The organism is Nonomuraea sp. AD125B (genome assembly GCF_041402765.1).
In the GTDB taxonomy this organism is placed as follows: Bacteria; Actinomycetota; Actinomycetes; order Streptosporangiales; family Streptosporangiaceae; genus Nonomuraea; species Nonomuraea bangladeshensis.
The window spans coordinates 424,778-449,194 of sequence record NZ_JBGLOU010000003.1; the positions used below are offsets into that span (position 1 = coordinate 424,778).

The following is a 24,417-nucleotide window of genomic DNA, read 5'->3' on the forward strand; positions in this document are numbered from 1 at the left end:
GCGAGGGGGCAGACTGGGTGCCGATGAAGAACAAGTGGCTGCAGATCGTCCTTTCCGTGCTCTCGCTCGGGCTGGCGGTGCTGCTCGTGGTCTACCTGCCGGAGATCGTGCGGGCGCTCACGGGCAAGCCCGTGTCGTGGGCCGAGATCGGCGCGGTGTTCGGCGGGCTCGGGCTCGGCGAGATCGCCCTGATGACGGCGCTGTGGCTGCTGAGCCTGCTGGCCTACACGTTCGTGCTGACCAACTCGCTGCCCGGCCTCACCAACCTGCAGGGCCTCACGCTCAACGCGGCCGGCAGCGCGGTCAGCAACCTGCTGCCGTTCGGCGGCGCGGTCGGCGTGGCGCTGTCGTTCGCGATGACCAGGGGCTGGGGCTTCGGCAACCGGTCGATCGTGGTCATGACGCTGGTCAGCGGCATCTGGAACACGTTGTTCCGGTTCATCCTGCCGGCCGTGGGGATCATCGCGCTGCTCGTCGCGGGTGAGGCGCCCAACGCCACGGTCGCCAACGCCGGCTGGACCGGCGCGCTCGCCATCCTGGCGATCTGCGCGGCCGTGGCCGCCGCCCTCTACTGGGACCGGGCCGCCGACCTGCTCGGCCGCGCGCTCGACCGGATCACCGGGCTGCTGCGGCTGCGGGTCAGGGCCGGCGAGCACTTCCACAAGCTGCGCGCCGACACCGCCGAGATCGTCCGCACCCGCTCGCTCGGGCTGTCGCTCGGCATGGTGTTCTTCCTCGGCTTCCAGTGGGCGATCATGGCGGCCTGCATGTGGGCCACCGGCGCCTGGCCGGGACTCGCCCAGTCGATCGCCGTCTTCGCGCTGTCGCGGGTGCTCACCAGCGCGCTGGTCACGCCCAGCGGGGCCGGGATCATGGAGAGCGGGGTGGTGTTCCTGCTCACCGCCGCCTTCCACGTGCCGGCCGCTCCGGCCACCGCGACCGCACTGCTTTTCGGGTTCTGGACTTACACTATCGAGATCCCGTTCGGTGGCCTGGCCCTGGGCGCGTGGGCGCTGCTGCGCAGGCGCGGCGGCCGGGGCACCGGCGCGGAGTCCCCGTCAGCGATCTCGAAGGCCCCCCAGTGACAATCCCAAACCCCTCAAAGACCTTGTGCGCGATTCGTAGGCCCGCATAGCGTGGCGGCTGACATGGTGGCGTTCCGAGTTCTGGGGCCAGTCGAGGCGTACGAACACGACGACGGACTCGACCTGGGCGGGTTGCGGCAGCGAGCCGTCCTCGCCCGACTCCTCGTGGCCAGGGGTCAGGTCGTCCCGGTTGACACTCTTCTTTACGATCTGTGGGACGACGACGCGGCCAAGGGCGCGCAGTCGGGCCTGCAGGTCTACATCTCGCGCCTGCGCAGGGTGCTCGAACCCGGCCGCCCGCGCGGCGGCCCCAACCGCCTGCTGGTGACCGTCGCCTCCGGCTACGCCCTGCGGGTGGCCTCCGAGCAGGTCGACGCGCTCCGGTTCGAGCAGCTCGTCCGGGCGGCGGGCGAGCACCTGGAGGAGGGCGACCCCCAGTCGGCGCGCGGCCGCCTGGAGAAGGCGCTCGGGCTGTGGCGCGGCACCCCCTACTCCGACTTCGCCGACCAGCAGTGGGCCGAGGCCGAGGTCAACAGGCTGACCGAGCTGCGGCTGGTGGCCCGTGAGCGGCACGCCGACACCGGGCTGCGCCTCGGCCTGCACGCCGAGACCGTGCCCGACCTGGAGGCGCTGACCACCGAGCATCCGCTGCGCGAGGAGGGCTGGCGGCTGCTGGCGCTCGGCCTCTACCGCTGCGGCCGGCAGGGCGACGCGCTGGCGGCCCTGCGCCGCGCCAGGAACATCCTGGCCGACGAGCTCGGCATCGACCCCGGCCCCGCGCTGCGCAAGCTGGAGTCCGACATCCTCGCTCAGTCGCCCGAGCTGGACCTGGCGCTCCCGGCGCGGCCCGCGCGCCCGGTCCCGGCCGCCGGCGACACCTGGCCGCCCCGGCCGGCCGCCGCGGTCGAGCCGCCGCCGCTCGACCCCGAGCCGTTCGTCGGCCGCGAAGCCGAGCTCGCCCGGCTCACCACGGCCGCCTCGCGCACCGGCCGCTTCCAGGTGGCCGTGGTCACCGGCGTGGCGGGCGCGGGCAAGACCACGCTGCTGCGCCGCCTGGAGGGCCAGCTCGGCGGCGACGGCTGGATCACCGCCTCCGGCGCCTGCCCCGACTCCAGCGCCACCCCGCCCGGCTGGGCCTGGGTGGAGATCCTGCGCACGCTCGTCGGCATGACCGGCGCCGGCGAATACGCCCAGCTCCTCGCCCCGCTGCTGGACGACGCCGCCCCCGACCCCGACGAGGACGAGGTCTCCGGCGGCTTCCGCCTGCACCGCGCGGTCGGCGGCTACCTCGCAGGGGTGGCCAAGCGCGCGCCGGTGCTGCTGACGGTCGAGGACCTCCACTGGGCCGACGACCAGACGCTCGCGCTGCTGCGCGCGCTGCCCAGCCTGCTCGCCACCAGCCGGGTGCTGCTGGTGGTGACGTGCAGGGAGAGCGAGCTGGACGACGCCCAGTCCGACGTGCTGGCCTCGCTGGCCCGGCTCGGGCCGGTCCGCGTCGGCCTCTCCGGGCTCGACCCGAAGGCCGTGGCCGAGCTGGTCAGAGCGACCTGCGTACGCGAGATCGACGAGGACGCGGTCGAGTCGATCGTCGAGCGCACCGCAGGCAACCCGTTCTTCGTGCGCGAGACCGTGCGTCTGCTCGACGCCGAGGGCGCGGCCGACCGGGCCAGCGCCACCGAGGTGCTGTCGCGGGTGCCCTCCGGCGTCCGCGACGTGCTGCGGCGGCGCATCTCGCGGCTGCCGTCCGGCGCGCAGCAGATCCTGCTGCAGGCCGCGGTGATCGGCCGCGACGTCGACCTCGACGTGCTGATCGCGGTCGCGGGCGACGAGGACGCGGTGATCGAGGCCGTCGAGGCCGCGCTGCTCGCCGGGCTCGTCACCGAGCCCGGCCCCGGGCTGCTGCGCTTCGACCACGACCTGGTGCGCGACACGATCTACTCCGACGCCTCCCGTCTGCGCCGCGCCCGGCTGCACGCGGCCGTGGCGGCGGTCATCGAGCAGCGCACGTCCTCCGACGTGGCCGCGCTCGCCCACCACTACTTCCTGGCCGACGCGGCCGACAAGGCGGTGCGCTACGCGGGCCTCGCCGCCGAGCAGGCCGAGCGGCGCTTCGCCCACCGCGAGGCCGCCTCGCTGTGGGAGCAGGCGATCGCCGCGTTCGACCGCTCCCGTGGCGACGAGCAGACCGAGCAGCCCGAGCGGGCCAAGGAGCGGCTGCGGCTGATGCTGCGCCAGATCAGGGCGCTCGCGGTGTGCGGCGACATGACGGCGGCGCGGCTGCTGCGCCGCCAGGCCATGGACGCCGCGCTGCCGCTCGGCGACCTGGAGCTCACCGCCAAGGTGGCGGCCTCGCTGGCCGTGCCGCACAAGGGCATGGCCCGCGACTTCACCCGCACCGCGTGGGAGATCGTGGACGTCACCGAGCGGGCGCTCGTCGAGCTGCCGGCCGGCGAGCAGCGGCTGCGGGCCAGCCTGCTGACGACGCTGGCCCTGGAGCTGGAGGGCTCCTCCTCGCCCGAGCGCGGGCGGGAGGCGTCACTGCAGGCGCTGGAGCTGGCCAGGGAGAGCGGCGACCCGACGCTCATCGCGGCGGCGCTGAGCGGGCGGCTGCGGCAGTCGTACGACATCCCGGCCGTGGACGCGCGCGAGAGCATCGGCAGGGAGCTGCTGGAGGTGGCGCAGCGCTCCGGGCAGATGGCCACGCAGGCGCTGGCCCACCTGGTGCTGCTGGAGTGCGCGGCGGCGCGGGGCGAGTTCGCCGTGGCCGACACGCACGCGGCCGCGGCCGACCAGCTGGCCAGGCAGTACGATTTGTCCGCCCCCGCCGCGGTGGTCGTCTGGTACCGCGGCATGCGGTTCATGATCTCCGGCGACTACGCGGGCGCCGAGCGGGCCTATCGCGACGCGGCCAGGATGACCCAGCGCGCGGGCATGCTGGAGGGCCGCCAGGACCTCCCGCTGATCACCATGTTCTGCCTGCACCTGGTCGACGGCCGGGCCGCCGAGATGGTCGACGTGCTGGCCGACGCCCATCACCGGGGCGCGAAGTGGACGCTCGACGCCTACGCGCTCGCGCTGGCCTCCGCCGGGCACGTCCCCGACGCCAAGGCCGTCGCCTCCGTCCGCCCGCCGGTGCGCCCCGACTTCCTGTACGAGCTGGCGATGACCTGGCGGGCCCTCGCCGGGATGCTGCTCGACGACCGCGAGCGGATGGTCGACTGCTACGACAAGCTCAAGCCGTTCGCCGACCGGGTGGCGGGCGCGGGCACCGGCGTGGTCGCGCTGTGGCCGGTGGCGCTCACCCTCGGCGACCTGGCGGTCCGCCTCGGTCAGCCCGACGCGGCCCGCGAGCACTACGAGAAGGCGCTGGAGGTGGCCGAGCGGGTCGGCGTGCCGCGCTGGGTGGAGGCGGCGCGGCGCTCGGTCAGCAGCTCACCTGGAAACGCTCGCTCCTGACGGCTCCGGCGCCCTCGGCCAGCACCTCGACGCGATACCAGCCGGGGTTGCCGGAGATCCGGGGGCGCCACTCGATCTCGCGCTCGCTCCCGGCGAAGCCGCCGTGCTCGGCGAGGAATGTGCGCCAGGTCCTGGTGGCGGGGCTCCAGCGGGACAGCCGCCAGCGGTAGATCACGCCCTGGCCGGGGGCGGCCTCGGCGAGCAGGCTGCGGGCGACGTACGAGGTGGCGCAGCGGTCCGCGCCGGCGGCGGTGACGGCGACCGCGCCGGCCCGCGCGGACGTGGACGTGGACGTTGGGACCTTGAGGGGGCGGGCGATCGGCATCTCGCGGGCCGACAGCGTCACGGTCTGCACCGGGGCCGCGGCCGAGCGGGCGTTGCCGTAGGCGGACAGGCCGACGTAGGCGCTGGTGAAGGCCAGCGCGGCCACGAACAACCTGGCCGCGTTCGCGGTGCCACCGGCCAGGGCGGCCCTGCTTCTCGTCGTCGACATCGTCAACACCCCTTCTTGCTCACACCTAGAGTGGAGCGGGGCGGTTGATCGCTGCTTGTCCCCTGGTTGCACCCGTTGCGGGCCGCTTGCAGGCGGGTGTGGCACTCGGCTTGACGCGCGAATAAGGTTAGGATTACCTAACGCTTAGTGGAGGGGTGGTGGACATGTCGGCCGCGATGATCGCCGTTCCCGCCCCCGACACGCCCTACTGGCTCAACCTGCCCTACTGGCTGGTGGGCGTCATCCTCATCATCGCCCTGTTCGGCGCGTTCCAGGTCTACTACTGGGTCGGCCGCAGGCTCGGCGAGAAGCTCTACGACTCGCGGATCGGGCGCAAGGTGGGCCGGGCCCGCATCGAGGCCGTCGAGCGGGTCGTCGAGAAGTGGGGGGCACTCGCCGTCTACGGGTGCTTCTGGGTGCCGGGGCTGCGCCACACCCTGCCCTGGGTGGCCGGCGCCCTGCGGGTCTCCTACCCCTGGTACGTCGTCGCGAGCGCGCTCGGCTGCCTGACCTGGGCGCCGCTGTGGTGGTTCGGCGGCGCGGCGGCCATCTGGGGCTACGTGCAACTCGCCTCGCACTCGCCCGTCGCCGCGGCGGCCGTGGCCGTGCTGGTCGTCGGCGCGGTGGCCGGGTTCGTGGTGTGGCGCAGGAGGCGGCGGCGCGCCACGGCGGACGAGAAGGCCGTGATCGCCTAGGCCGGCGCCTGGCTGCGGTCGTCGATGACGGCCTCCGGGGCGCTTCTCCGCACGGTCTCGATGCCGTTCACGCAGGCGGCCTTGCTGGTGAAGCCCTCGCCCACCGCCAGCGTCTGCCCGTTGCCCGCGACCAGCGCGAACCGGTAACCGCCCTGCCCGTCCTCGGTGATGATGAACCTGCCCGCCACGGCTGTTCCCCCTTCGATCTAGCATTCATTTACCCCCACCCGATGGGGCTTTATGGCGAAGTCAGGCAAACGAACCGTTGATCTCCTGCCACCATGTTTGGCATGCGTATTGCGGGATTGATGGGCTCTGCCGCGCTCGCCGTGCTTGTCGGCTTCACCACCCCAGCCGTGGCGGCCGACGCCCCCAAGGTGAAGGCGGCGGAGGCGTACGTGGTGGACTCGGCGGGAACGATCCACTTCGGCAAGCGGCAGACCCGGCGGGTGCCCGTCGCCAGCCTGGTCAAGGTCATGACCGCGTACGTCGTGCTGCGCGAGGCCCGGCTGACCGACACGATCACCGTCACCGAGGCCGACGTGAAGGACGCCGTCAAGGACGGCGCCACCACGGCCGGGCTGCGCGCGGGCGAACGCCTCACGGTCAGGGACCTGCTCCACGGGCTGCTGCTGCCGTCGGGCGCCGACGCGGCCAGCGCCCTGGCCCGGCGTTACGGGCCGGGCAAGGCGGCGTTCGTCGCGAAGATGAACCGCACCGCCCGCGCCCTCGGCCTGGCCGACACCCGTTACACCAACGCCGACGGCATGCCCACGCCGGGCAACGGCGGCTACTCGACCGCCGCCGACCAGGTGAAGCTGGCGCAGCGGGCGCTCGCGAACAGCACGTTCCAGTCCATGGTGGGGACGAAGACGTACAAGGTGGGCAAGACCGCCGTGCACCGGGCGCACACCTGGCGCAACTCCAACGAACTGCTCTCCCGCTCCGCCGGCGTGCTGGGCGTCAAGACCGGCTACACCAGGGCGGCCGGCTACTGCCTGCTGTTCGCCGCCGAGCGGAACGGCGTCCAGATCGTGGGCGCACTGCTGCACGACGACAAGAACCGCCGCTTCACCACGGCCGAGCAACTGCTCGACTACGCGGAGAGGCGGATCGCGGAAGGCTGATCAGCCGAACCTCATCGTCCCCGTGCCGGCCAGGCGGCTCAGCCCGTCGGTGGCGCAGGAGATGAGGCCCGCGTCCGGCGTCAGGCCGCCGCTCGCCCGGCGGCCCTTGAGCGGGCCGTAGGTCACGGTGCCGGACAGCAGGCTGTCGGCGGGCCGATGGGTGGCCAGGCTGCCCGGTCCGCCGGTGATCGTGGAGGTGCCGAGGGGACGGCCGTCCGCGCCGAACCAGACGACGGTCGCGCGGCCGCGTACGCGGGCGGTGCTGGTGCAGGAGGCGTCGGCGGTGACGCGCAGGGACACCCAGCCGGACCGCAGGGCGGAGGCCGAGCCGTCCGGCGAGACGCAGCCGGTGAGCTGGAGGTTGCCCCGCACGGTGACCGGGCGGGGCGTCAGCCCGACGCTCGGCGTGAAGCTCAGCGGCCGGGCGGGCGGGGTCGCGACCGCGCAGGTCAGCGCGGCCGGTGGAGCAGCGGGCGAGGCACCCGCCCCGATCGCCGTCACGATGATCCACCCCAGGTCCATGAACCCTCCCCGTCACCCACCGTCATGGCAGTGTCACAGGGAGCAGCATATGCCGAATCCCGTTCGCTTCGTGCGCTCCACAGGTAGGGTGGGCCTCCCCACGGACAAAGGAAAACCGATGGCGGCATTCATCGAGGTCCGCACCACGGTCGAAGGCCACGAGAAGGCGGCCGTCCTGGCGCACGAGATCCTGGGGGCGGATCTCGCCACGTCCATCGACATCGACGAGGTGCCGGGCTCATCCGCCGGGACGTCCGCCTGGCGGCTCACCCTGATCACCACGGACGCGCACGCTCCCGCGATGGAGGCGCTGCTCAGAGCGGCGGGCCACACGGGCCCGGTCGAGAGCAGGCCGGTCACCTACGACGTCGACAACTACCCCGACTGGATGCCCGGCCACCCCTGACCCGGCTCAGCCCTTCGCGCCGTTCCTGACCGCCCGGCGGTGGAAGGTCTGCGCGCCCGCGCGGTGCACCGCGGCCTTGACCAGGCCGAAGATCGCGCCCTGCAGCGCGGCGGCGACCAGGATCTCCGTCCAGCCCCGCTCCAGGTCGTCGGCGTCCGGCGCGTCCTCCTCCCCCGACGCCATCGTCCACACCCGCTTGAACATCGCGGCGGCCAGCGCGGCGCTGAGCATGCCCATTCCGAGCGACAGTGCTTTCTCTACGGAGTGCATCTCACCTCTCCTCGACGATGCTGTCTGCCCGTGCCCCCTGTGAGCCGCCTAAACCCGTTCACTGGAAATGGCCCACGTCCTGGGGCCCGAAGAAACGGGACCGAACGTCTACACGAGCATCATGGAAGGCCGATGTGAAGAGCCCTCGCCCGACCGGCCCCCGTGCCGGGCAGTCCTGCGTCAGGCCACCGGGCGGATGCGGTGGCCGGCCTTCTCGCGGAGTGCCTTCTCCAGGCGGTCGCGGGCCTCGGTCTGCGTGGCGATCCGTTCGTTGAGTATCGCCAGCCGCTCCAGCGCGATCCGCAGGCCCTTGTCCGAGGGCGGTACGGCGGCGACGTCGCCGTCCAGGCAGGGAAGGAACGCGCGCACGTCGTCCAGGGTCAGCCCGGCGGACAGCAGGTGGCGGATGTTGCGCACCCGCACCACGGCCCGCTCGTCGTAGCGGCGGTAGCCGTTGGCGGCCCGTTCGGAGGAGATCAGCCCGGCCTGCTCGTAGTGCCGCAGCGCCCGAGCGGTCGTGCCGGTCATCCTGGCCAGCTCGCCGATCCGCACGCGTCCCACCTCCCGGGCCACTTTTATCACGCCACGACCGCTCCGCCGTCGACCGGGAAGACCACTCCGGTGACGAACGACGCGGCCGGCGCGGCGAGCTGGGTGATCGCCCAGGCCACCTCCTCGGGCCGGCCGATCCGGCCCAGCGGGGTGTGCGCCAGCTGCCATTCCCGCAGCGCGGCCATGCGCTCCGGCGTCAGGCCCTGGTGCTCACCGATGGGGGTGCCGATCGCGCCGGGAGCGACGGCCACCACCCGGACCCCGCGCGGCGCCAGCTCGACCGCCCAGGTGCGGGTGAGCAGTTCCAGTGCGGCCTTGGTCGCCGCGTAGACCGAGCTGCCCGGGAACGCCCGCTGCCCTATCGACGTGCTGACGTTGACGATCACTCCGCCCGACGTCTCCAGCAGCGGCAGCGCGGCCTGCGCCAGCAGGACGGGGGCGACGAGGTTGGTGGCGAGCTGAGCGGTGATCGCCTCCTGCGTGATCGTCCCGAGGGCGCCACTGCGTACGATGCCGGCGTTGTTGACCAGCACGTCCAGCCGGCCGTGTGTCTCCAGCACGGCACGGATGATCCGCTCGGGCTCGCCCTCGGCGGTGATGTCGGCGGCCAGCGGGGTGATCCGGTCGTGCCCGGCCGCGGTCTGCTTGAGCGGTTCGACGCGCCGGCCGAGCGCGATCACGTGGTCGCCCTCCGCGGCGAAGGCGCGGGCCGTCGCCCGGCCGATTCCGGTGCCGGCTCCGGTGACGACGACGATCCTGCTGTTCTGGGGTGCGGTGATGTCCATGCCGTCATCGTTCAACCCTGCCGCCAGCGGCAAGGTCAACCTCTCATCAGGCCGTGGCAGGCGATGGCCGCCGCGGCGACGACGTTCAGAGAGTCGACGCCCGCCGCCATCGCGGCCGGGCTCATCGGGATGCACACCGCCTGGTCGGCCTCCTCCAGCCAGTGGGACGACAGGCCGTCACCCTCGGAGCCGAGGAGCAGCGCCACCCGGTCGGACAGCTTCACCGTGTCGATCGGCGTGACCTGCTGGTCGGGTGTCAGGGCCAGCGTCTGGAAGCCCGCCTCCCGCAGCCGCGACAGTCCTTCGAACCAGTCGTCCATGCGCGCGTACGGGATCGAGAACACCGCTCCCATCGACACCTTCACCGCGCGCCGGTAGAGGGGGTCGGCGCACCGGGGGGACAGGATGACCGCGTCGACCCCGAGCGCCGCCGCCGAGCGGAAGATCGCGCCGATGTTGCTGTGGTCGACCAGGTCCTCCAGCACCAGCAGGCGGCGGGCCCCGCCCGTCAGCAGGTGTTCCACGGACGGCAGCGGGAGGCGTTCCATCGAGGCGAGGGCGCCGCGGTGGACCTGGAAACCCGCGATGCCGGACATGATCTCGTCGCTGACGACGTACGCGAGGGCGTCGCCGAGGGCGTCGGCGAGTGAGGGGAGCCAGCGGCGGGTGGTCAGGACCGAGCGGATGGGGTAGCCGGCGCCGATGGCCCGCCTGATGACCTTCTCGCCCTCGGCGAGGAAGAGGCCGCGCTCGGCCTCCAGGCTCTTGCGCAGCTCGACGTCCCGCAGCCGGGTGTAGTCGGAGAGGCGGGGGTCGTCGGCGTCGGTGACGTACTCAAGCACCTCTCGATAGTGCCAGTGGTCAGGCGCGGTCAGGGACGGCCGGGCGGCGGCGCCTGAGCTGCCAGAGCGCGGCGTAGCAGGCGAGGACCAGGCACAGGCCGACGACGGTGCCCGCGCCGGTCTTGGTGAGCACGCTGGGCAGGCCGAGCGCCGGGGTCGGCTCGTCCACCAGGGGCCAGACGAGCGCCCCCGCGACGACGCCGGCCGCGCAGGCCGCGAGCACGCCGGCCCGGACGCGGGCGGACACGGCGAGCCGTTCGGGCACCGGCGCGGGCGCCATCCGAGCGAGGCCACGCCAGGCCCACCACACGACGGCGGCGAGGCCGACCGCCGAGGAGGTGTACTGCAGGACGCGGAAGAGCGGCAGCACCCCGAGGACCTCTGCCGAGAGCCAGCCGCCCCAGAGGGCGGGGCCGGTGGAGTGGGTGAAGGAGTCCCAGCCGATGTGGGTGGCGGCGCCGATCAGGGCTCCGGCCACAATCGGCGCCGGCCGGAGGCGGGCGGGCGCGAGCAGCGCGGCCCGCCCGGCGAGCGCGGGCGGCAGCAGGGCGGTCAGGGGATCGCGCAGAACGTGGTGGAACAGCGCCACCAGCAGCACCGCCGCGGCCAGGTCGAGCGTGAGCACGCCGGTCCAGGAATGCCAGTCGGTGTAGTCGGGCAGGAACGGCAGGAAGATCGGCAGGTCGGGCACCATCGCGCCCACGGCCAGCGCCCAGGGGTCGGCGAAGCGGCGCACCCGGGCCGCCGAGACCAGCGGCAGCACCGCCGCGATGTGCGCGGGCGTGAACGGCATCGGCTTCTCCCCCTCGTCGGCTCCCATTATCGGCCGATCTTGGCCATTCCTTGGCGGGGCGGACGCCTTTCTCGCGTACGGTGACGGGTAGGTAACTCAAGGTCACCGGGAGGTTCGTCATGTCTGAGCAGCGGATCCACGAGCTTCCCGCGGTGTCGGCCGAGTGGCTGGGCGACGCCCGCGCGGCCCGCGCGCTCTCCCTGGTCACGCTCGGCTGGCTCGGCGTGGAGAGCACGCTCGGCCTGGTGGCCGGGATGGCGGCGCATTCGGTGGCGCTCATCGGCTGGGCGCTGTCCGCGCTGGTCGAGGCGGCGGCCAGCCTGATCGTGCTGTGGCGGTTCACCGGCTCGCGCACGCTGTCGCCGGGCGCCGAGGGCACGGCCAGGCGGGCGGTCGCCGTGAGCTTCTGGCTGCTGGCCCCCTATCTCGTGGCGCACGTGGCGTACGACCTGGGCGAGGGCCAGCGGGCGGCGCCGAGCGCGCTCGGCATCGTGGTGACGGCCGTCAGCCTGATCGGCATGCCGGTGCTGGGCCTGGTCAAGCGCAGGCTCGCCCGCCGGCTGGGCTCGGCGGCGACCGCGGGCGAGGGCACGCAGAACCTCATCTGCGGCGCGATGGCGGCCGGGGTGCTCGCCGGGCTCTGGCTCAACACGCTGGGCTGGTGGTGGGCGGACCCGGCGATGGCGCTGGCGCTCGCGGCGGTGGGCGTACGTGAGGGCGCGCGGGCCTGGCGCGGCCACGCCTGCTGCCACTGACCGCGTACGGTCGAAGGTTCTCGCACCCCCTGTCACCGGTCCCGCAGCGACTTGGTTTGGTCACCGTGCGTCATCACCGCACCAAAAGGGCTGTTTTGCACCACTGACCGCACCGAGTATCGTTCCCGGAGTATTGCGGAGCAACTCCCGCTAGGGTCTCCGGAAGGTCACGACACACCGAAGAGGACATCGTGGGGCGACACCGCACAGACGAGCTCGACGGCGGATACCGGGCCGCCGAACCCCCCTCGCGCCGCAGGGCGCGCAGCAGCCGGGGCCGCGTGCTCGTGCCGCTGGCCGGCGCCGTGGCGCTGGCGGTGCTCCTCGGTGTGGCCGCGTTCGTCATCTTCAACCGCGACCACGACTGCTCGGACGGCAAGCTCGCGCTGCGCGTCGTCGCCACGCCGGACATCCAGCCGGCGCTCAACAAGATCGCTGGCAACTATAACAAGGCCATGCACTCCGTCGACAGCAAGTGCGTGGACGTGACGGTGACCAAGGAGTCGGCGGCCAGGACCGCCAACGCGATCGCCGCGGGCAAGTCGGAGGCGGACTTCTGGGTGGCCGACTCCAGCCTGCTGCTGGAGAGCATGCGCGCGGCCGCCGGCGGCGGGGACGCGCTGCCGCGCCCGGACGGCTCCGTCGCGCTCTCCCCCGTCGTGCTGGCGACGGCCAAGACGTCCGCGGCGAAGCTGGAGGGCACCCTCAAGCCGAGCTGGACCGCCCTCATCGCGGCCGCGAACGTGGCCAACGTGGACGGGCCCGGCAGGAAGGTCCGGGTGCTCGCCCTCGACCCGCAGAAGAACTCGGCCGGACTCACCGCGCTGCTCGCCGCCGCGGGCACGGCCAAGGCCGCCAAGCAGGACAAGGCGCTCGTGGGAGCGCTCAAGGAGCTGTCGGGCCAGCTCGCCTCCGACTCCTCGGCGCTGCTGGCCAGCCTCACCGTGAAGTCGGGCAGCCGGGTGCCGGTGGGCGTGGCCTCCGAGCAGGCGGTCTACGTCCACAACACGCGCAAGCCCGAGGCCCCGATCGTCGCCCTCTATCCCGAGGAGGGCACGCTCAGCCTCGACTACCCGATGACGGTCCTCACCAAGGACGCCGCGACGCTCAAGGCGGCGGCGGGCTTCAAGAAGGAGCTGTCCGGCGACTCGGCCAAGAAGATCCTGCGCGAGGCCGGGTTCCGCAGCGCCGACGGCAAGGCGGGCGACAACCTGTCGAAGGAGAAGGGCTTCGCGCAGGAGACGCCGCAGGCGCTGACCCCGCCGGACGCGGCGACCGTGACGCGGATGGTGCAGACCTGGTCCCGGCTGAACCTCGGCACCCGGCTGCTCACGCTGCTCGACGTCTCGGGGACGATGGCGCTGCCGGTGCCGGGCACGGGCATGACCCGCATGCAGGCCATCAACAAGATCGCCACCGAGGGGCTGGCGCTGTTCCCCGCCGACTCGGAGCTCGGGCTGTGGACGTTCTCCACGCACCTCGACGGGCAGGGCAAGGACTGGCGGGAGCTGGTGTCGGTCGGCCCGGTCAGCGAGTCGATCAACGGCGTGCTGCGCAAGGAGACGCTGGTCAGGACGTTCGCGCAGGTGCAGGCCAAGGCCACCGGCGACACCGGGCTGAACGACACGGTCAAGGCGGCCTACGGGCAGCTCACCAAGACGTACAAGGAAGACAAGATCAACACGCTGCTGATCCTGACGGACGGCGCGGGCAACGACGACCCCGACGGCGGCCTGTCCAACGCCGGGCTGCTGGACTACCTCAAGAAGACCTACAACCCGAAGCGGCCGATCAGCATCCTGCTCATCGCGTTCGGGCCCGAGGCGGAGAAGGGCAAGCAGCAGATGGACGCGGTGGCGAAGGCCACCGGAGGCGAGGCGTACATCGCCAAGGACGTCCTCCAGGTCCGCGACTTCTTCCTCCAGGGCATGGAACGCCGCCTCTGCACGCCCAACTGCGACGGCTGACGTTTCATGCCCATCGGGCATGACGGGCGAACCCCCACGAACAAGGGCGCGTCCTCTCCGCGTGGGGCTCAAGGGCCCGTCTACCCGCGGGGAGGGAATCCGTGCCTGGATGGCCGACCGTCGATCGCGCCGCTGACCACGACCTGGTGGAGGCGTTGCGGCGCGCGGACGCCGACGCCCCCGCCGCGCTCTTCGACTCCTACGGCGAACGGCTGCACGACTACGCCTACTGCCTGACGGGCGAGCCTGACCTGTCGGCCGACGCCGTGCACGACGCCCTGGTCAGCGCCCAGGGCTGGATCGAGCGGCTGCGGGAGCCCGGCCGGCTGCGCCCCTGGCTGTACGCGCTGACCAGGTCCCAGGTCGGAGCCCGGCTGGCGCACCGCGGCACGCCGCCGCAGGGCCCGCCGCTGCCCGACCCGGACGGGCAGCCCGATCCCGAGCTGGCCGACCTGGTGCACGAGACGCTGGGCGAGCTGACCGGCGTCGACCGCGAGGTGCTGGAGCTGTCGCTGCGTCACGGCCTCACCCCGTCCGAGGTCGGCGCGGTGCTGGCGCTGACCTCGCGGCAGGCCGTGGCCCGGCTGACCAGGGCCCGCGACCACCTGGAGATCGCCGTCGCGGCCGTGGTGCTGGCGAGGACCGGACGGGCGCACTGCCCGGACCTGTCGGCGATGGTCGACTCCTGGGAAGGCCCGCTCACGCCGCTGCTGCGCCGGCGGCTGTCCGGGCACATCGGCGGCTGCGAGGTGTGCGGCGAGCGGCGGCGCGGCCAGGTGGACGGGGGGCGGCTGCTCGACCTGGTGCCGGTCGGGTACCCGCCGCTCTCCCTGCGCCGCCGGGTGATCGAGACCAGCGTGAGCCCCGGGCGCGACCAGGCCCGCACCCTGATCCTGGAGCGCGGCGAGGGCTTCGACCGGGCCGGGTTCCCGGTGGCGGGCGAGCGCCGCTCCCGCCGGCGCAGGCCCCGCCGCCTCGCGCCGGTGGTGCTGGCGGGCGCGTGCGTGCTGGCGGCGACCGGGGCGGTGGTCGTGATCAACGGAGGCGAGGCGGCGGACAAGACGTCGCTGCGGTTCGCGCCCGCGCCGACCGCGTCCGCCGTGCCGTCCGCGTCCTCCGTGCCGCCCGCCTATGACCAGAGCCCGGACCCGGTGCCGGACCAGGACGAAGTGACGCCGTCGCCGGAGCCGAGCCCGTCGGCCTCGCGCACCACGCCGGACGACCGGCCGGCGGCCACGCGGCCGACCACCCGGCCGGCGACGCTGCCCTCCACTCCGCCGAGGCGGGCCCCGGTGCGGAACACCCGCCGCCCCGCCCCCGCGCCCCGGCTCGGCACGTCCTGCCCGAAGGCGATCGACGGCGCGGCGCAGATCGGGCTGAGCGCCAGGGGCGCCGCCGTGTCCTGGGTGGCGACGGCCTCCCAGGGGCTGGAGGTCTCCCCCGCGAGCGGGTCGATCAAGGCCGGCGGCTCGGTACGGGTCCGGGTGACGGTGACGGACCCCGAGGAAGCGGGCGACGGGCGGGTGTCGTTCACCTCGAACGGCGGCACCTCGACCTGCTCGCTGAGCTGGGAGGGCAGCCAGCCCGACGACCCTGGACAGCCCGACCACGACCCCGTGCCGACCTCCACAGAACCCGTCGCCACTCCTACAGGAATGGCGAGTTCTACATCGGATGGCATGAATCGGGAATAAAGCGGGCATCTACCGACAGTAGATTGGAATTTAATCGACAAACGGGGATGTAACGGACCCCGACTCGTGGATCCTGTGCCGGATAGGGCATTCTGGTGTGCTTGGAGACCGCGTCGGGGCCGGAGATTGCTCAAGTGTGTGCCGAAGGTCACACAAGAAACCTCTTCCTGCCGGTAAACCGAGGCGCGTCGCCAAGCGTCGGCATTGACGTGTCCGGGCACGGATTGGTCCCATGAACTGCGATCAATCGTGCTGTGACCAGTCGAGAGCAGGAGAGAGTCAAGGAAATGCTCAAGCAACGCCGTAAGGCCCTCGCCTGGCTGGTGGGGCTGGCCTGCGTCGCCGGAGCAGCGGTGGCGCTGTTCGACATCGAGACGCCGCTGCGCCCCTTCCTCATCTCCTTGTTCCTCCTGGTCGTGCCGGGAGCGGCGGTAGTGGGACTGTTGCGCGATCGTGACCCCCTCGCCGCACTATCCGTGGGAGCCGCGGCAAGTCTCGTCATGAACGTTCTGCTCGCCGAGGCCATGCTCCTGTTCGGAGCCTGGTCCCCCAGGGCCGGTGTCGCCACCGTGGCCGTGCTCGGCGGGTTCATGTACGTGCTGCGCGTCTTGTACCGGGGGAAGAGCATGCAGACCGAACAGGGGGCCAGGGCAAGGTGAAAATCCAGGTAGTTCGGCCGGGAGAGCTCGGCGAGGCCGAGCGCGACCGATGGCGTGAGCTGCAGAAGGCCGACCCGAGTCTGGACAACCCGTTCCTGTCGGTCGAGTTCGCCGTCGCCATGGACCGCTTGCGCGACTACGTGAGGGTGGCGGTCATCAGCGACGGCGGCCGCATCGCCGGGTTCTTCCCGTACGAGCGGCACAGCTTCGGCATCGGCAAGCCGCTCGGCGGCTTCCTGACCACGTGCCACGGCCTGATCGCGAGCCCGGAGCTGAAGCTCGACGCCAAGGCGCTGCTGCGCGCCTGCAAGCTCAGCGTGTTCGACTTCGACCACCTCGTGGCCGGACAGCCGACGTTCGCTCCCTACGAGCAGGACGTCCGCCCCGCCCCTGTGATGGACTTCACCCAGGGCTTCGACGCCTGGCTGGAGCAGGTGAAGTCCAACTCGCCGAAGAACCTCAAGACCGTTCGCTACAAGGAGCGCAAGCTCGGCCGCGAGCAGGGCGAGCTGCGTTTCGCGTGGTCCACGCCCGATCCGGAGGTCCTGCGGATCCTGCTGGCCTGGAAGTCCGACCAGTACCGCCGCACCGGCCGGGTGGACCGCTTCGCCCAGCCGTGGATCGTCGAGCTGACCGAGATGATGCATGCCGAGAACGCATCGGACTTCGGGGGCGTTCTGACCATGCTCTATGCCGGTGACGTACCGGTGGCCGGGCATTTCGGCCTCCGTACGGCGACCACGCTTGTAGGGTGGTTCCCCGCCTACGACACCGAGTACGCCCGCTACTCCCCCGGCATCGTCCACCATCTGCAGATGGCCGAGGCCGCCGCGAAGTCGGGTCTGCACATGGTCGACATGGGCAAGGGCGGCAAGGAGTACAAGGACTGGCTCAAGAGCGGCACCCTCTACGTCGCCGAGGGCCGGGTGTCACGACCGTCCGCGTCAGCGGCCGTGCACTGGATGGGCCGAACTCCTTTGAACAAAGCCCGAACAATTGTCCTTGATCGGCCGTCTCTCTATAGAGCGGCCGACCGCGTCCTCAAGGGCTTCGGTCGGGTGCGCACCTCGATGCAGCAGCAACAGGAGTCACCCAACGCAGTAGCGAACGAAGCGACGGGAGCGCGCTGACCGCTCCCACCCAGCAGTCCGGCATCCCGTACACCCTCACTCCACAGGCACCTCCGATGCACCCTCACCGGCATCGCCGTTTCCGCAGCACCCGGGAACGGTGCAGGCCGGCTCGCAGGGGAGGGCCACGGAAGGATATCCCTCGCCATGAGTCCCGAGATCACCAAGCACAACGGCAAGGCACACACCTCGCCCCTCCGTTCCATGCCACCGCCCAGCAGCTTCACGCCCGTCACCCCGCACCTCGCCATCTCTCCGACGGTGAGCGTGGTCGTGCCGGCCATGAACGAGGCGGAGAACCTGCCGCACGTCTTCGCCACGATCCCGCAGTGGATCGACGAGATCGTCCTCGTCGACGGCAACTCCACCGACGACACGGTGGCCGTGGCCAAGCGCCTGCGTCCCAACGTCAAGGTGGTCACCCAGACCGGCAAGGGCAAGGGCGACGCCCTGGCCGCCGGCTTCGCCGCCTGCACCAGCGACATCATCGTGATGATCGACGCCGACGGATCCACCGACGGCCGCGAGATCATCAACTTCGTGGGCGCGCTGGTCACCGGCGCCGACTTCGTGAAGGGCTCGCGCTACGCCTCGGGTGGCGGCAGCGACGACCTGACGGTCAACCGCCGTCTGGGCAACAAGGTCCTCACCGGCATCGTCAACGTGATGTACAACACCAAGTACACCGACCTGTGCTACGGCTACAACGCCTTCTGGGCCCGCCACCTCGACGTGCTCAACCTCGACTGCGACGGCTTCGAGGTCGAGACGCTGATGAACGTGCGTGCGGCCAAGGCGGGGCTTAAGGTTCATGAGGTGCCCAGTCACGAGCGCAACCGCATCCACGGTGAAAGCAACCTGCACGTCGTGCGGGACGGCTTCCGCGTGCTCAAGACCATCCTGAAGGAGTGGCGCCGCCAGCCCAGCGCTCCGCAGCCCGAGCCCACGGCCCGGCCCGCCGCCGACCGGGGCGTCGCGTAATTTTCCGTTAAGAGGCCTGTTGTGAACACGTCTGTTGTCATCTGCGTCTACACCGAGGACCGGTGGGAGGACATCAGGCAAGCAGTCGAGTCGGTCGAGAACCAGACACGCCCGGCACACGAGCTGATCCTGGTGGTCGACCACAACCCCGAGCTGCATCTCAAGCTCAAGCGCGAATACCCGCAGGCCGTCGTCGTGGAGAACACGCACGACAAGGGCCTGTCCGGTGGCAAGAACACCGGCGTCGCGACCGCGGCAGGCGAGATCGTCGCCTTCCTCGACGACGACGCGGTGGCCGACCCGGGATGGCTGGAAGCTTTGGAGGAGGGCTTCCAGGAACCCGGCGTGGTGGGCGTTGGCGGCCGCACCGAGCCCATCTGGGCCTCGGGGCGGCGGCCGGGGTGGTTCCCGTACGAGTTCGACTGGACGGTCGGCTGCAGCTACCGCGGCATGCCCGCGGTCCGTGCGCCGATCCGCAACGTCATGGGCGGAAACGCCGCGTTCCTGCGCGACGCCGTGTCCGAGGTGGGCGGTTTCCACAGTGGCATCGGGCGCAGCGTGCAGGGGCGCAAGTCGCGCCCGCTGGGCTGCGAGGAGACCGAGTTCTGCATCCGGCTGAGCCAGCGCAAGCCCGGCTCGGTCATGCTGTTCGAGCCGCGCGCGCTCATCGGTCACAAGGTGTCGCTGCAGCGGGAGCGGTTCGCGTACTTCCGGTCGCGGTGCTACGCGGAAGGGCTGTCGAAGGCGCTGGTGACGAGGGAGGTCGGCACCCAGGACGGGCTGTCGAGCGAGCGCGCCCACGCCATGAAGACGCTGCCGCTGGGCGCGCTGCGCGGCCTCGGCGAGGCGCTGCGCGGCGACCTCGGCGGGCTCGGCCGGGCGTTCGCGATCGTCATCGGGCTGGCCTGGACGACCTGGGGCTACGTGGTCGGCTCCGCGCGGCTGAAGGCGGCGCGGTCATGACCCGCGTACCGATCCTCATGTACCACTCCGTCACAGACGCGCCCAACGACGAGACCAAGCCGCACGCGGTGCGTCCCGGCGACCTGGAGGAGCAGCTCGACCACCTGAAGGGCGCCGGCTTCACCCCGCTCACCCTGGGCGACCTGGTGGCCGCGCTCAACGGGATCGACGGTCATACCGTGCCGGCCAAGCCGATCGTGCTGACCTTCGACGACGGTTACGCCGACTTCCACAGCCACGCGCTGCCGCTGCTGGAGCGTTACGGCTTCCCCGCCACGGTCTTCCTGACCAGCGGCTGGGTCGCCGACGCCGGAGCCGAGGCCGCGGGCCGCCCCCTGGACGCCATGCTGTCCTGGGGGCAGGCCCGCGAGGCCGCGCAGACCGGCATCGAGATCGGCGGCCACAGCCACAGCCACCCCCAGCTCGACCAGCTCCGCGACGACGAGCTGCGCCAGGAGCTGCGCAGGAACAAGGGCCTGCTGGAGGAGAAGATCGGCGCGCCGGTCGCCACCATGGCCTACCCCTACGGCTACAGCAGCGCCCGCGTACGCCGCGAGGTGCGCAAGGCGGGCTACTTCGCCGCCTGCGCCGTCAGCAACTCGATCGCCGCCGATCGCCACGACATCCTCGCCATCCCCCGGCTGACGGTCGGCAAGAGCCAGACCATCGGCATGTTCAAGCGCGCCGTCGAAGGCAACGCCGTGCCCCTCATCTACCTGCGCGAGCGCATCCTCACCAAGGGGTACGCGGTCGTGCGGCGCACGAGGTACGGGCTGCAGCGGGTGCGCGGAAATGTCTAGCGTCCGGGCCAGGATCCTCCACGACCTGCGCAACCCGCTGTTCCGCCAGGGCTACGCCCTCATGGCCAACACCGTCGTCACCGGCGTGCTCGGCATGGGCTACTGGCTGCTCGCCGCGCACTACTACACGCCCGAGGAGTTCGGCCGCGGGCAGGCCGTCATCACCGCGATGCGGCTGTTCGCGTCGCTGACCGCGCTCGGCTTCGTCGGCGCGCTGGCCCGCTTCCTGCCGGTGGCGGGCCGCCGCACCCCTGAGCTGATCCTCAGGGGGTACGGGCTGGCCGCCGCCACCGGGGGGGTGGCGGCGCTCGGCTTCCTGCTGACCCTGCCGATGTGGGGGCAGACGTATCAGGTGCTCGGCGGGTTCGGGCCCGGGCTGTTCTTCCTCGGGTCCGTGCTCGTGTGGGCGGTGTTCACGCTCCAGGACGTGGTGCTGACCGGGCTGCGGCGGGCCACCATCGTGCCGTTCAACAACCTCGTCTTCGGCCTGGTCAAGATGGGGCTGCTGGTCGCGCTGGCGGGCGCGCTGCCCACGGGCGGGATCTTCGTCTCCTGGATGATCCCGACCGCGCTCGCGCTCATCCCGATCAACTGGCTGATCTTCGGCTTCGTCGTGCCGCGGCACGTCAAGCAGGCCGATCCGGCGCAGGAGCCGCCGCAGCTGCGGGAGGTCGGGCGGTTCCTGGCCGGCGACTTCCCCGGCACGCTGTCGATCCTGGCGATCGTCTACCTGGTGCCCGTGGTGGTCGCCACGCAGGTGGGCGAGGCCACGTTCGGGCGCTTCTCCATGGCCCACACGCTGGCGAGCATGATCGAGCTGCTGGCCATGAACATGGCCGTCTCGCTCACCGTCGAGGGCTCCTTCGACCGGGCGCGGCTCGCCGAGAACTGCCGGCGGGCGCTGCGGCGGGCGTTCATGATCGTGACGCCGATCATCGCCGTGGTGATCCTGGGCGCGCCGCTCATCCTGACCATCTTCGGCTCGGAGTTCGCCGAGGAGGGCACGCTGCTGCTGCGGCTGATGTCGCTGGCCGTGCTGCCCCGGGTGCTGATCGAGGTGTACCTGAGCGCGCTGCGGGCGCAGAGCAAGGCGCGCACGCTCGCGGCCGTGCAGATCGGGCTCGCCGCGCTGGTGCTGGTCTCCACGATGGCCCTGTTCCCGTTCGCTAATGTGAACGCGGTTGGGTACGGACTGCTCCTCAGCGAGATCCTCATGGCTCTTTTGATCTTTGGAAAGCTACGTAAGATTCTCAAAATTGACGAGACCGGGCGCGAGACTGTCACCCAGGGGTTGTCCGGGGCCTCATGATGGTCAGCGTGAGGCAACCGGACGGCGATGGCGTGAGAATGGTGAGCGGCGGCTCCTCGGAGGTGCGTGGGGACAAGGAGGAGTCGGAGGTGCCCTTCGACCCGGACGCTACGGGGGTCATCCCCAGGCTGACGTTCGACGAGGAACCTTCCGGCCGTGGTCCCGGGCCGAGCTCCGGCGAACCCGCCGGCGACGGCGCCCCCGCTGACGGCAATGGCGACGGGGGTGTCTCCGACGGGGAGGCCCGTGTCGACGACGCGGATGACGACGAGCGTGCGGCGGATCAGACCGCCACTTTCCGCATCCCCTCCGCTCTCCACATCGGCCGGCCGCCGACGGTGAAGGAGGCGGCCGAACTGTCGGCCGCCGGAACGGTGTCCATGCCCGTTCTCGCCGAGCCGGAGACGTCCGGGGACGGCCCCGCCGCCGAGGACGACACCGCCGCGGGGGCGGCGGAGGCGACGCGGGCTGTGTCGCGGACGGCCATCGCTCTCGGTGCGGACGCGCCGGGCGGGGCGCAGGCGGAGGACGTGTCGAGCGCCGCGGCTCCCGTCGCGGAGCCCGCGCCCAAGCCCGAGGCCAAGCCCACGCCCGAGGCCAAGCCCACGCCTGCGCCCGAGGCCAAGGCCAAGCCCACGCCTGCGCCCGAGGCCAAGGCCAAGCCCACGCCCGCTCCTGCTTCCGCTGCGGCGTCTGAGCGCGCGCCCGAGTCCGGTGCCGTGACCGAGTCCGGTGCCGCGTCCGCGCCCACCGTCGCTCCCGCCGTCGCGCCCGAGCCCGCCGTCGAGCCGAAGCCCGCCGTCGAGCCGGAGACCGCTGCCGCGCCGGCACCCGCCGCCGCGCCCGAGCCCGAGCCCGCGCCCGTGCCCGTCGCCGCGCCGCCCAAGAGGGCCGGGGCGGCCGGTGGTGTCATGGGGCGGGTCGGCGCGTTGGTGGCGAGCGCGCCCAAGTGGCTGCCCGTGCTGCTGGTGCTGGAGGGCCTGGTCATGTACGTCCTCGCCCTGAAGGTCCCCCCGGGGCCCTTCCGTGGCGTGGATCCCGCCGACATCGACGGCCTCGGGCTGATCTCCGCCCTCCCGGCCACGGCGTTCCTGGCGATCCTGATCATGATCGTGTCGTTCTTCGTCACGGTCGCCCAGAGCACCGACCGCAAGTTCCTGCTGCTGTTCCAGATCGCCGCCATCACGTTCGCGCTGCACGGCGCGGGCGCGCTGGTCGCGTCGGAGCCGCGGTTCCCGACCGCGTACATCCACGCCGGGTTCGTGGAGTTCATCAGCAGGACCGGCGAGTCGGCGATCAGCATCGACGCCCGCATGGGCTGGCCGGGCTTCTTCGCGTTGTTCGCCTTCGTCACGAAGGCGGCCGGCATCCAGGACATGACGACGATCCTCCAGTGGACGCCGCTCCTGTCCAACCTGCTCTACCTGCTGCCGTTCGTGCTGATCCTGCGTCAGGTGGTGGCGACGACGCGGGCGCGCTGGTTCGCGGCGCTGCTGTTCGTGCTGGTGCAGTGGATCGGCCAGGACTACTTCTCGCCCCAGGGCTTCACGTTCGCGCTCTACCTGGCGTGGGTGGCGATCCTGCTGCGCTGGTTCGGGCGGGTGGAGCCGCGCACCAAGCCGATCCCGGCGAAGGGGCTGCGCAGGCTCATCGGCCGGCTGGACGCGATGACCCCGGGCGAGCTGGCCAACACGGGGACCTTCCGCGCCGACAAGCTGCTCATGTTCATGCTGCTGGTGGCGCTGTTCCTGGCGTCGGTGGCCTCGCACCAGATCACGCCGTTCATGATGCTGGGCGTGCTGACGGCGTTCCTGATCTTCAAGCGGACGTCGCTGACGTGGGCGTTGCCGTTCTTCCTCGGGCTGGCGGTGCTGGCCTGGATCAGCTACATGACGGTCGGCTTCTGGTCGAGCCAGATCGACGCGATCTTCGGCGGCCTCGGCAACATCCTGCAGAACCTGCGCAGCAACACCGGCGACCGCATCGAGGGCAGCGACCCGGCGCACGCCAGGGTGCTGCAGGCCCGGCTCGGCATCCTCGTGGTGATCCTCAGCCTGGCCGCGACCGGCCTGGTGCGGCGGCTGCGGCGCGGCGTGTTCGACCGCTCGGCGCTGATCCTGCTCTGCGTGCCGGTGCTGGCGCTCGGCCTGCAGAGCTACGGCGGCGAGATCGGGCTGCGCATCTACATGTTCGCGCTGCCGGGTGCGTGTCTGCTGGCCGCGTACGCCTTCTTCCCCAACCTGCCGGCCGACAGCGCGGACGTGCGCGAGGAGACCGTGCCGCTGCGCAGGCGCAACGTGCGCTTCAACCCGCAGCTCACCAAGAAGCTCTCGGTGGTGCTGGCGGCCTGCTTCGCGGTGCTGTTCGCCTTCGCGTTCCTGATGGCCCGCTACGGCAACGAGAAGTTCGAGCGGGTCACCACCGGCGAGGTGGAGGCCCTGCACCACGTCTACGCGAACGACAAGCCGAGCGCCCGCGTGCTCTACCTGGTGCCCAAGCTTGGGCCCGAGGTGACGCCCACCATGCCGTGGGGCGAGCGGGACGTCGAGATCGTCAGCTTCAACGTGCAGGCGCTGGTCCACAAGGACCCGACGCAGATCGCGGACGCGGTCAAGGCGCTGCAGGAGCAGCCGCGCAACTCCTACCTGATGGTGAGCCGCGGCCAGGTGAGCTACCTGCAGCTCAACGAGGGCTACCCGGCGGACTGGGGCGAGCGGTTCCGCGCGGCGCTGGACGCCTCGCCCGACCTCAAGCGTGTCTACTCCAACGCCGACGCGGCGCTCTACACCTGGAAGAAGTTCGTCCGCGGCACGGAGACGCCGGAGCCGAGGCCGTACAAGACGCCGCGTGGCGAGCCCACCTCGCCGTGGACCCCGGTCGGCATCGCCGCGCTGGGCCTGACGTGGGCCACGCTCTTCGGGTACGAGGTCATCCGGCTCAACGGCCCGAACCGGGCGAGGAAGGCCAGGCGGCGGCTGCTCTACCTGGCGATCCCCTCGTTCGTGGTGGCGTTCGCCGTGATTATTGAGAGGTTCCTCTATATCGCGGCAAATAACTAACTTCGTTCACAGGAAACCCACAGGTTCTGCGGAATGATGACCCGTGATGAGATCACAGCAGGCACGTTCCACCA

At 71.7% G+C, this 24,417-nt stretch carries 23 protein-coding genes; 15 read left to right on the top strand and 8 right to left on the bottom strand.

The window, feature by feature from the left end; translation table 11 throughout:
* Positions 1-23 precede the first annotated feature (23 nt).
* Both ACBR40_RS11015 and ACBR40_RS11020 read left to right on the top strand, forming a co-directional pair.
* Positions 24-1,085 (top strand): lysylphosphatidylglycerol synthase domain-containing protein, encoded by a 1,062-nt coding sequence (locus ACBR40_RS11015; protein WP_344206695.1) that lies wholly within the window; start codon positions 24-26, stop codon positions 1,083-1,085.
* 63 nt (positions 1,086-1,148) lie between these two features.
* Positions 1,149-4,541 (top strand): BTAD domain-containing putative transcriptional regulator, encoded by a 3,393-nt coding sequence (locus ACBR40_RS11020; RefSeq protein WP_344206694.1) that lies wholly within the window; start codon positions 1,149-1,151, stop codon positions 4,539-4,541.
* Here ACBR40_RS11020 and ACBR40_RS11025 read toward each other — a convergent pair.
* Positions 4,510-5,034 carry a hypothetical protein gene (locus ACBR40_RS11025; protein ID WP_371248594.1) on the bottom strand — a complete coding sequence of 175 codons (525 nt, stop codon included), beginning with the start codon at positions 5,032-5,034 and terminating at the stop codon, positions 4,510-4,512. The two genes, ACBR40_RS11020 and ACBR40_RS11025, sit on opposite strands and share 32 nt — an antisense overlap.
* A 164-nt stretch (positions 5,035-5,198) precedes the next feature.
* Between ACBR40_RS11025 and ACBR40_RS11030 the strand changes: the two genes are divergently transcribed.
* Positions 5,199-5,729: a VTT domain-containing protein gene (locus ACBR40_RS11030; RefSeq protein ID WP_344207148.1), complete on the top strand. Its 531-nt coding sequence runs from the start codon at positions 5,199-5,201 to the stop codon at positions 5,727-5,729.
* Here ACBR40_RS11030 and ACBR40_RS11035 read toward each other — a convergent pair.
* Positions 5,726-5,917, bottom strand: coding sequence for a DUF1508 domain-containing protein (locus ACBR40_RS11035; protein WP_344206690.1), 192 nt, complete (start codon positions 5,915-5,917; stop codon positions 5,726-5,728). The two genes, ACBR40_RS11030 and ACBR40_RS11035, sit on opposite strands and share 4 nt — an antisense overlap.
* Before the next feature lie 102 nt (positions 5,918-6,019).
* On the opposite strand from ACBR40_RS11035, the gene ACBR40_RS11040 reads away from it, so the two are divergent.
* Positions 6,020-6,856 (top strand): serine hydrolase, encoded by an 837-nt coding sequence (locus ACBR40_RS11040; RefSeq protein ID WP_344206688.1) that lies wholly within the window; start codon positions 6,020-6,022, stop codon positions 6,854-6,856.
* On the opposite strand, the gene ACBR40_RS11045 is transcribed toward ACBR40_RS11040, so the two are convergent.
* Positions 6,857-7,378, bottom strand: a complete 522-nt coding sequence (locus ACBR40_RS11045) for a hypothetical protein (protein ID WP_371248595.1) — start codon at positions 7,376-7,378, stop codon at positions 6,857-6,859.
* 118 nt (positions 7,379-7,496) lie between these two features.
* On the opposite strand from ACBR40_RS11045, the gene ACBR40_RS11050 reads away from it, so the two are divergent.
* A complete protein-coding gene (locus ACBR40_RS11050) occupies positions 7,497-7,784 on the top strand; it encodes a hypothetical protein (protein WP_344206686.1) in 288 nt (95 codons plus the stop codon).
* 6 nt (positions 7,785-7,790) lie between these two features.
* On the opposite strand, the gene ACBR40_RS11055 is transcribed toward ACBR40_RS11050, so the two are convergent.
* From ACBR40_RS11055 to ACBR40_RS11075, 5 genes are all read right to left on the bottom strand, one after another.
* The gene (locus ACBR40_RS11055; RefSeq protein ID WP_344206685.1) at positions 7,791-8,054 is read right to left on the bottom strand and encodes a DUF4235 domain-containing protein; all 264 of its coding nucleotides are present in this window, start codon (positions 8,052-8,054) and stop codon (positions 7,791-7,793) included.
* Between the two features lie 180 nt (positions 8,055-8,234).
* Positions 8,235-8,606 (bottom strand): MerR family transcriptional regulator, encoded by a 372-nt coding sequence (locus tag ACBR40_RS11060; RefSeq protein ID WP_344206684.1) that lies wholly within the window; start codon positions 8,604-8,606, stop codon positions 8,235-8,237.
* Positions 8,607-8,632: 26 nt separating this feature from the next.
* Positions 8,633-9,391 carry an SDR family NAD(P)-dependent oxidoreductase gene (locus ACBR40_RS11065; protein WP_371248596.1) on the bottom strand — a complete coding sequence of 253 codons (759 nt, stop codon included), beginning with the start codon at positions 9,389-9,391 and terminating at the stop codon, positions 8,633-8,635.
* 35 nt (positions 9,392-9,426) lie between these two features.
* Positions 9,427-10,233: a TrmH family RNA methyltransferase gene (locus ACBR40_RS11070; protein WP_371248597.1), complete on the bottom strand. Its 807-nt coding sequence runs from the start codon at positions 10,231-10,233 to the stop codon at positions 9,427-9,429.
* A 19-nt stretch (positions 10,234-10,252) separates the two neighbouring features.
* Entirely contained in the window at positions 10,253-11,053 is an 801-nt protein-coding gene (locus ACBR40_RS11075) for a DUF4184 family protein (RefSeq protein ID WP_371248598.1), read from the bottom strand.
* Positions 11,054-11,145: 92 nt separating this feature from the next.
* Here ACBR40_RS11075 and ACBR40_RS11080 point away from each other — a divergent pair, with 92 nt between their 5' ends.
* The 10 genes from ACBR40_RS11080 (at position 11,146) to ACBR40_RS11125 (ending at position 24,343) form a co-directional block, all read left to right on the top strand.
* Positions 11,146-11,781: a cation transporter gene (locus ACBR40_RS11080; RefSeq protein ID WP_371248599.1), complete on the top strand. Its 636-nt coding sequence runs from the start codon at positions 11,146-11,148 to the stop codon at positions 11,779-11,781.
* Between the two features lie 191 nt (positions 11,782-11,972).
* Positions 11,973-13,748, top strand: a complete 1,776-nt coding sequence (locus ACBR40_RS11085) for a substrate-binding domain-containing protein (RefSeq protein ID WP_371248600.1) — start codon at positions 11,973-11,975, stop codon at positions 13,746-13,748.
* A gap of 101 nt (positions 13,749-13,849) precedes the next feature.
* Positions 13,850-15,442 (top strand): sigma factor, encoded by a 1,593-nt coding sequence (locus tag ACBR40_RS11090; RefSeq protein ID WP_371248601.1) that lies wholly within the window; start codon positions 13,850-13,852, stop codon positions 15,440-15,442.
* Positions 15,443-15,729: 287 nt separating this feature from the next.
* A complete protein-coding gene (locus ACBR40_RS11095) occupies positions 15,730-16,101 on the top strand; it encodes a hypothetical protein (RefSeq protein WP_091078002.1) in 372 nt (123 codons plus the stop codon).
* Positions 16,098-17,231 carry a GNAT family N-acetyltransferase gene (locus ACBR40_RS11100; protein WP_344206677.1) on the top strand — a complete coding sequence of 378 codons (1,134 nt, stop codon included), beginning with the start codon at positions 16,098-16,100 and terminating at the stop codon, positions 17,229-17,231. The genes ACBR40_RS11095 and ACBR40_RS11100 overlap by 4 nt, the downstream gene beginning before the upstream one ends.
* Positions 17,232-17,378: 147 nt before the next feature.
* On the top strand, positions 17,379-18,212 hold the full coding sequence (locus ACBR40_RS11105) for a glycosyltransferase family 2 protein (RefSeq protein ID WP_329590913.1): 834 nt from the start codon (positions 17,379-17,381) through the stop codon (positions 18,210-18,212).
* 21 nt (positions 18,213-18,233) lie between these two features.
* Positions 18,234-19,175: a glycosyltransferase family 2 protein gene (locus tag ACBR40_RS11110; protein ID WP_371248602.1), complete on the top strand. Its 942-nt coding sequence runs from the start codon at positions 18,234-18,236 to the stop codon at positions 19,173-19,175.
* Positions 19,172-19,975, top strand: coding sequence for a polysaccharide deacetylase family protein (locus ACBR40_RS11115; protein ID WP_371248603.1), 804 nt, complete (start codon positions 19,172-19,174; stop codon positions 19,973-19,975). The genes ACBR40_RS11110 and ACBR40_RS11115 overlap by 4 nt, the downstream gene beginning before the upstream one ends.
* Complete coding sequence (locus ACBR40_RS11120; protein WP_344206674.1) at positions 19,968-21,284, top strand: hypothetical protein; 1,317 nt, start codon at positions 19,968-19,970, stop codon at positions 21,282-21,284. Before ACBR40_RS11115 ends, ACBR40_RS11120 begins: the two co-directional genes overlap by 8 nt.
* Before the next feature lie 8 nt (positions 21,285-21,292).
* Positions 21,293-24,343 carry a hypothetical protein gene (locus ACBR40_RS11125; protein WP_371248604.1) on the top strand — a complete coding sequence of 1,017 codons (3,051 nt, stop codon included), beginning with the start codon at positions 21,293-21,295 and terminating at the stop codon, positions 24,341-24,343.
* The last annotated feature ends 74 nt before the right edge of the window (positions 24,344-24,417 follow it).

Excerpts from the sequence above, each read along its gene's own strand:
- ACBR40_RS11015 (WP_344206695.1), top strand. The coding sequence starts at position 24 with ATGAAGAACAAGTGGCTGCAGATCGTCCTTTCCGTGCTCTCGCTCGGG.
- ACBR40_RS11020 (WP_344206694.1), top strand. The coding sequence starts at position 1,149 with ATGGTGGCGTTCCGAGTTCTGGGGCCAGTCGAGGCGTACGAACACGAC.
- ACBR40_RS11025 (WP_371248594.1), bottom strand. The coding sequence starts at position 5,034 with ATGTCGACGACGAGAAGCAGGGCCGCCCTGGCCGGTGGCACCGCGAAC.
- ACBR40_RS11030 (WP_344207148.1), top strand. The coding sequence starts at position 5,199 with ATGTCGGCCGCGATGATCGCCGTTCCCGCCCCCGACACGCCCTACTGG.
- ACBR40_RS11040 (WP_344206688.1), top strand. The coding sequence starts at position 6,020 with ATGCGTATTGCGGGATTGATGGGCTCTGCCGCGCTCGCCGTGCTTGTC.
- ACBR40_RS11045 (WP_371248595.1), bottom strand. The coding sequence starts at position 7,378 with ATGGACCTGGGGTGGATCATCGTGACGGCGATCGGGGCGGGTGCCTCG.
- ACBR40_RS11050 (WP_344206686.1), top strand. The coding sequence starts at position 7,497 with ATGGCGGCATTCATCGAGGTCCGCACCACGGTCGAAGGCCACGAGAAG.
- ACBR40_RS11055 (WP_344206685.1), bottom strand. The coding sequence starts at position 8,054 with ATGCACTCCGTAGAGAAAGCACTGTCGCTCGGAATGGGCATGCTCAGC.
- ACBR40_RS11065 (WP_371248596.1), bottom strand. The coding sequence starts at position 9,391 with ATGGACATCACCGCACCCCAGAACAGCAGGATCGTCGTCGTCACCGGA.
- ACBR40_RS11075 (WP_371248598.1), bottom strand. The coding sequence starts at position 11,053 with ATGGGAGCCGACGAGGGGGAGAAGCCGATGCCGTTCACGCCCGCGCAC.
- ACBR40_RS11080 (WP_371248599.1), top strand. The coding sequence starts at position 11,146 with ATGTCTGAGCAGCGGATCCACGAGCTTCCCGCGGTGTCGGCCGAGTGG.
- ACBR40_RS11095 (WP_091078002.1), top strand. The coding sequence starts at position 15,730 with ATGCTCAAGCAACGCCGTAAGGCCCTCGCCTGGCTGGTGGGGCTGGCC.
- ACBR40_RS11105 (WP_329590913.1), top strand. The coding sequence starts at position 17,379 with ATGAGTCCCGAGATCACCAAGCACAACGGCAAGGCACACACCTCGCCC.
- ACBR40_RS11115 (WP_371248603.1), top strand. The coding sequence starts at position 19,172 with ATGACCCGCGTACCGATCCTCATGTACCACTCCGTCACAGACGCGCCC.
- ACBR40_RS11120 (WP_344206674.1), top strand. The coding sequence starts at position 19,968 with ATGTCTAGCGTCCGGGCCAGGATCCTCCACGACCTGCGCAACCCGCTG.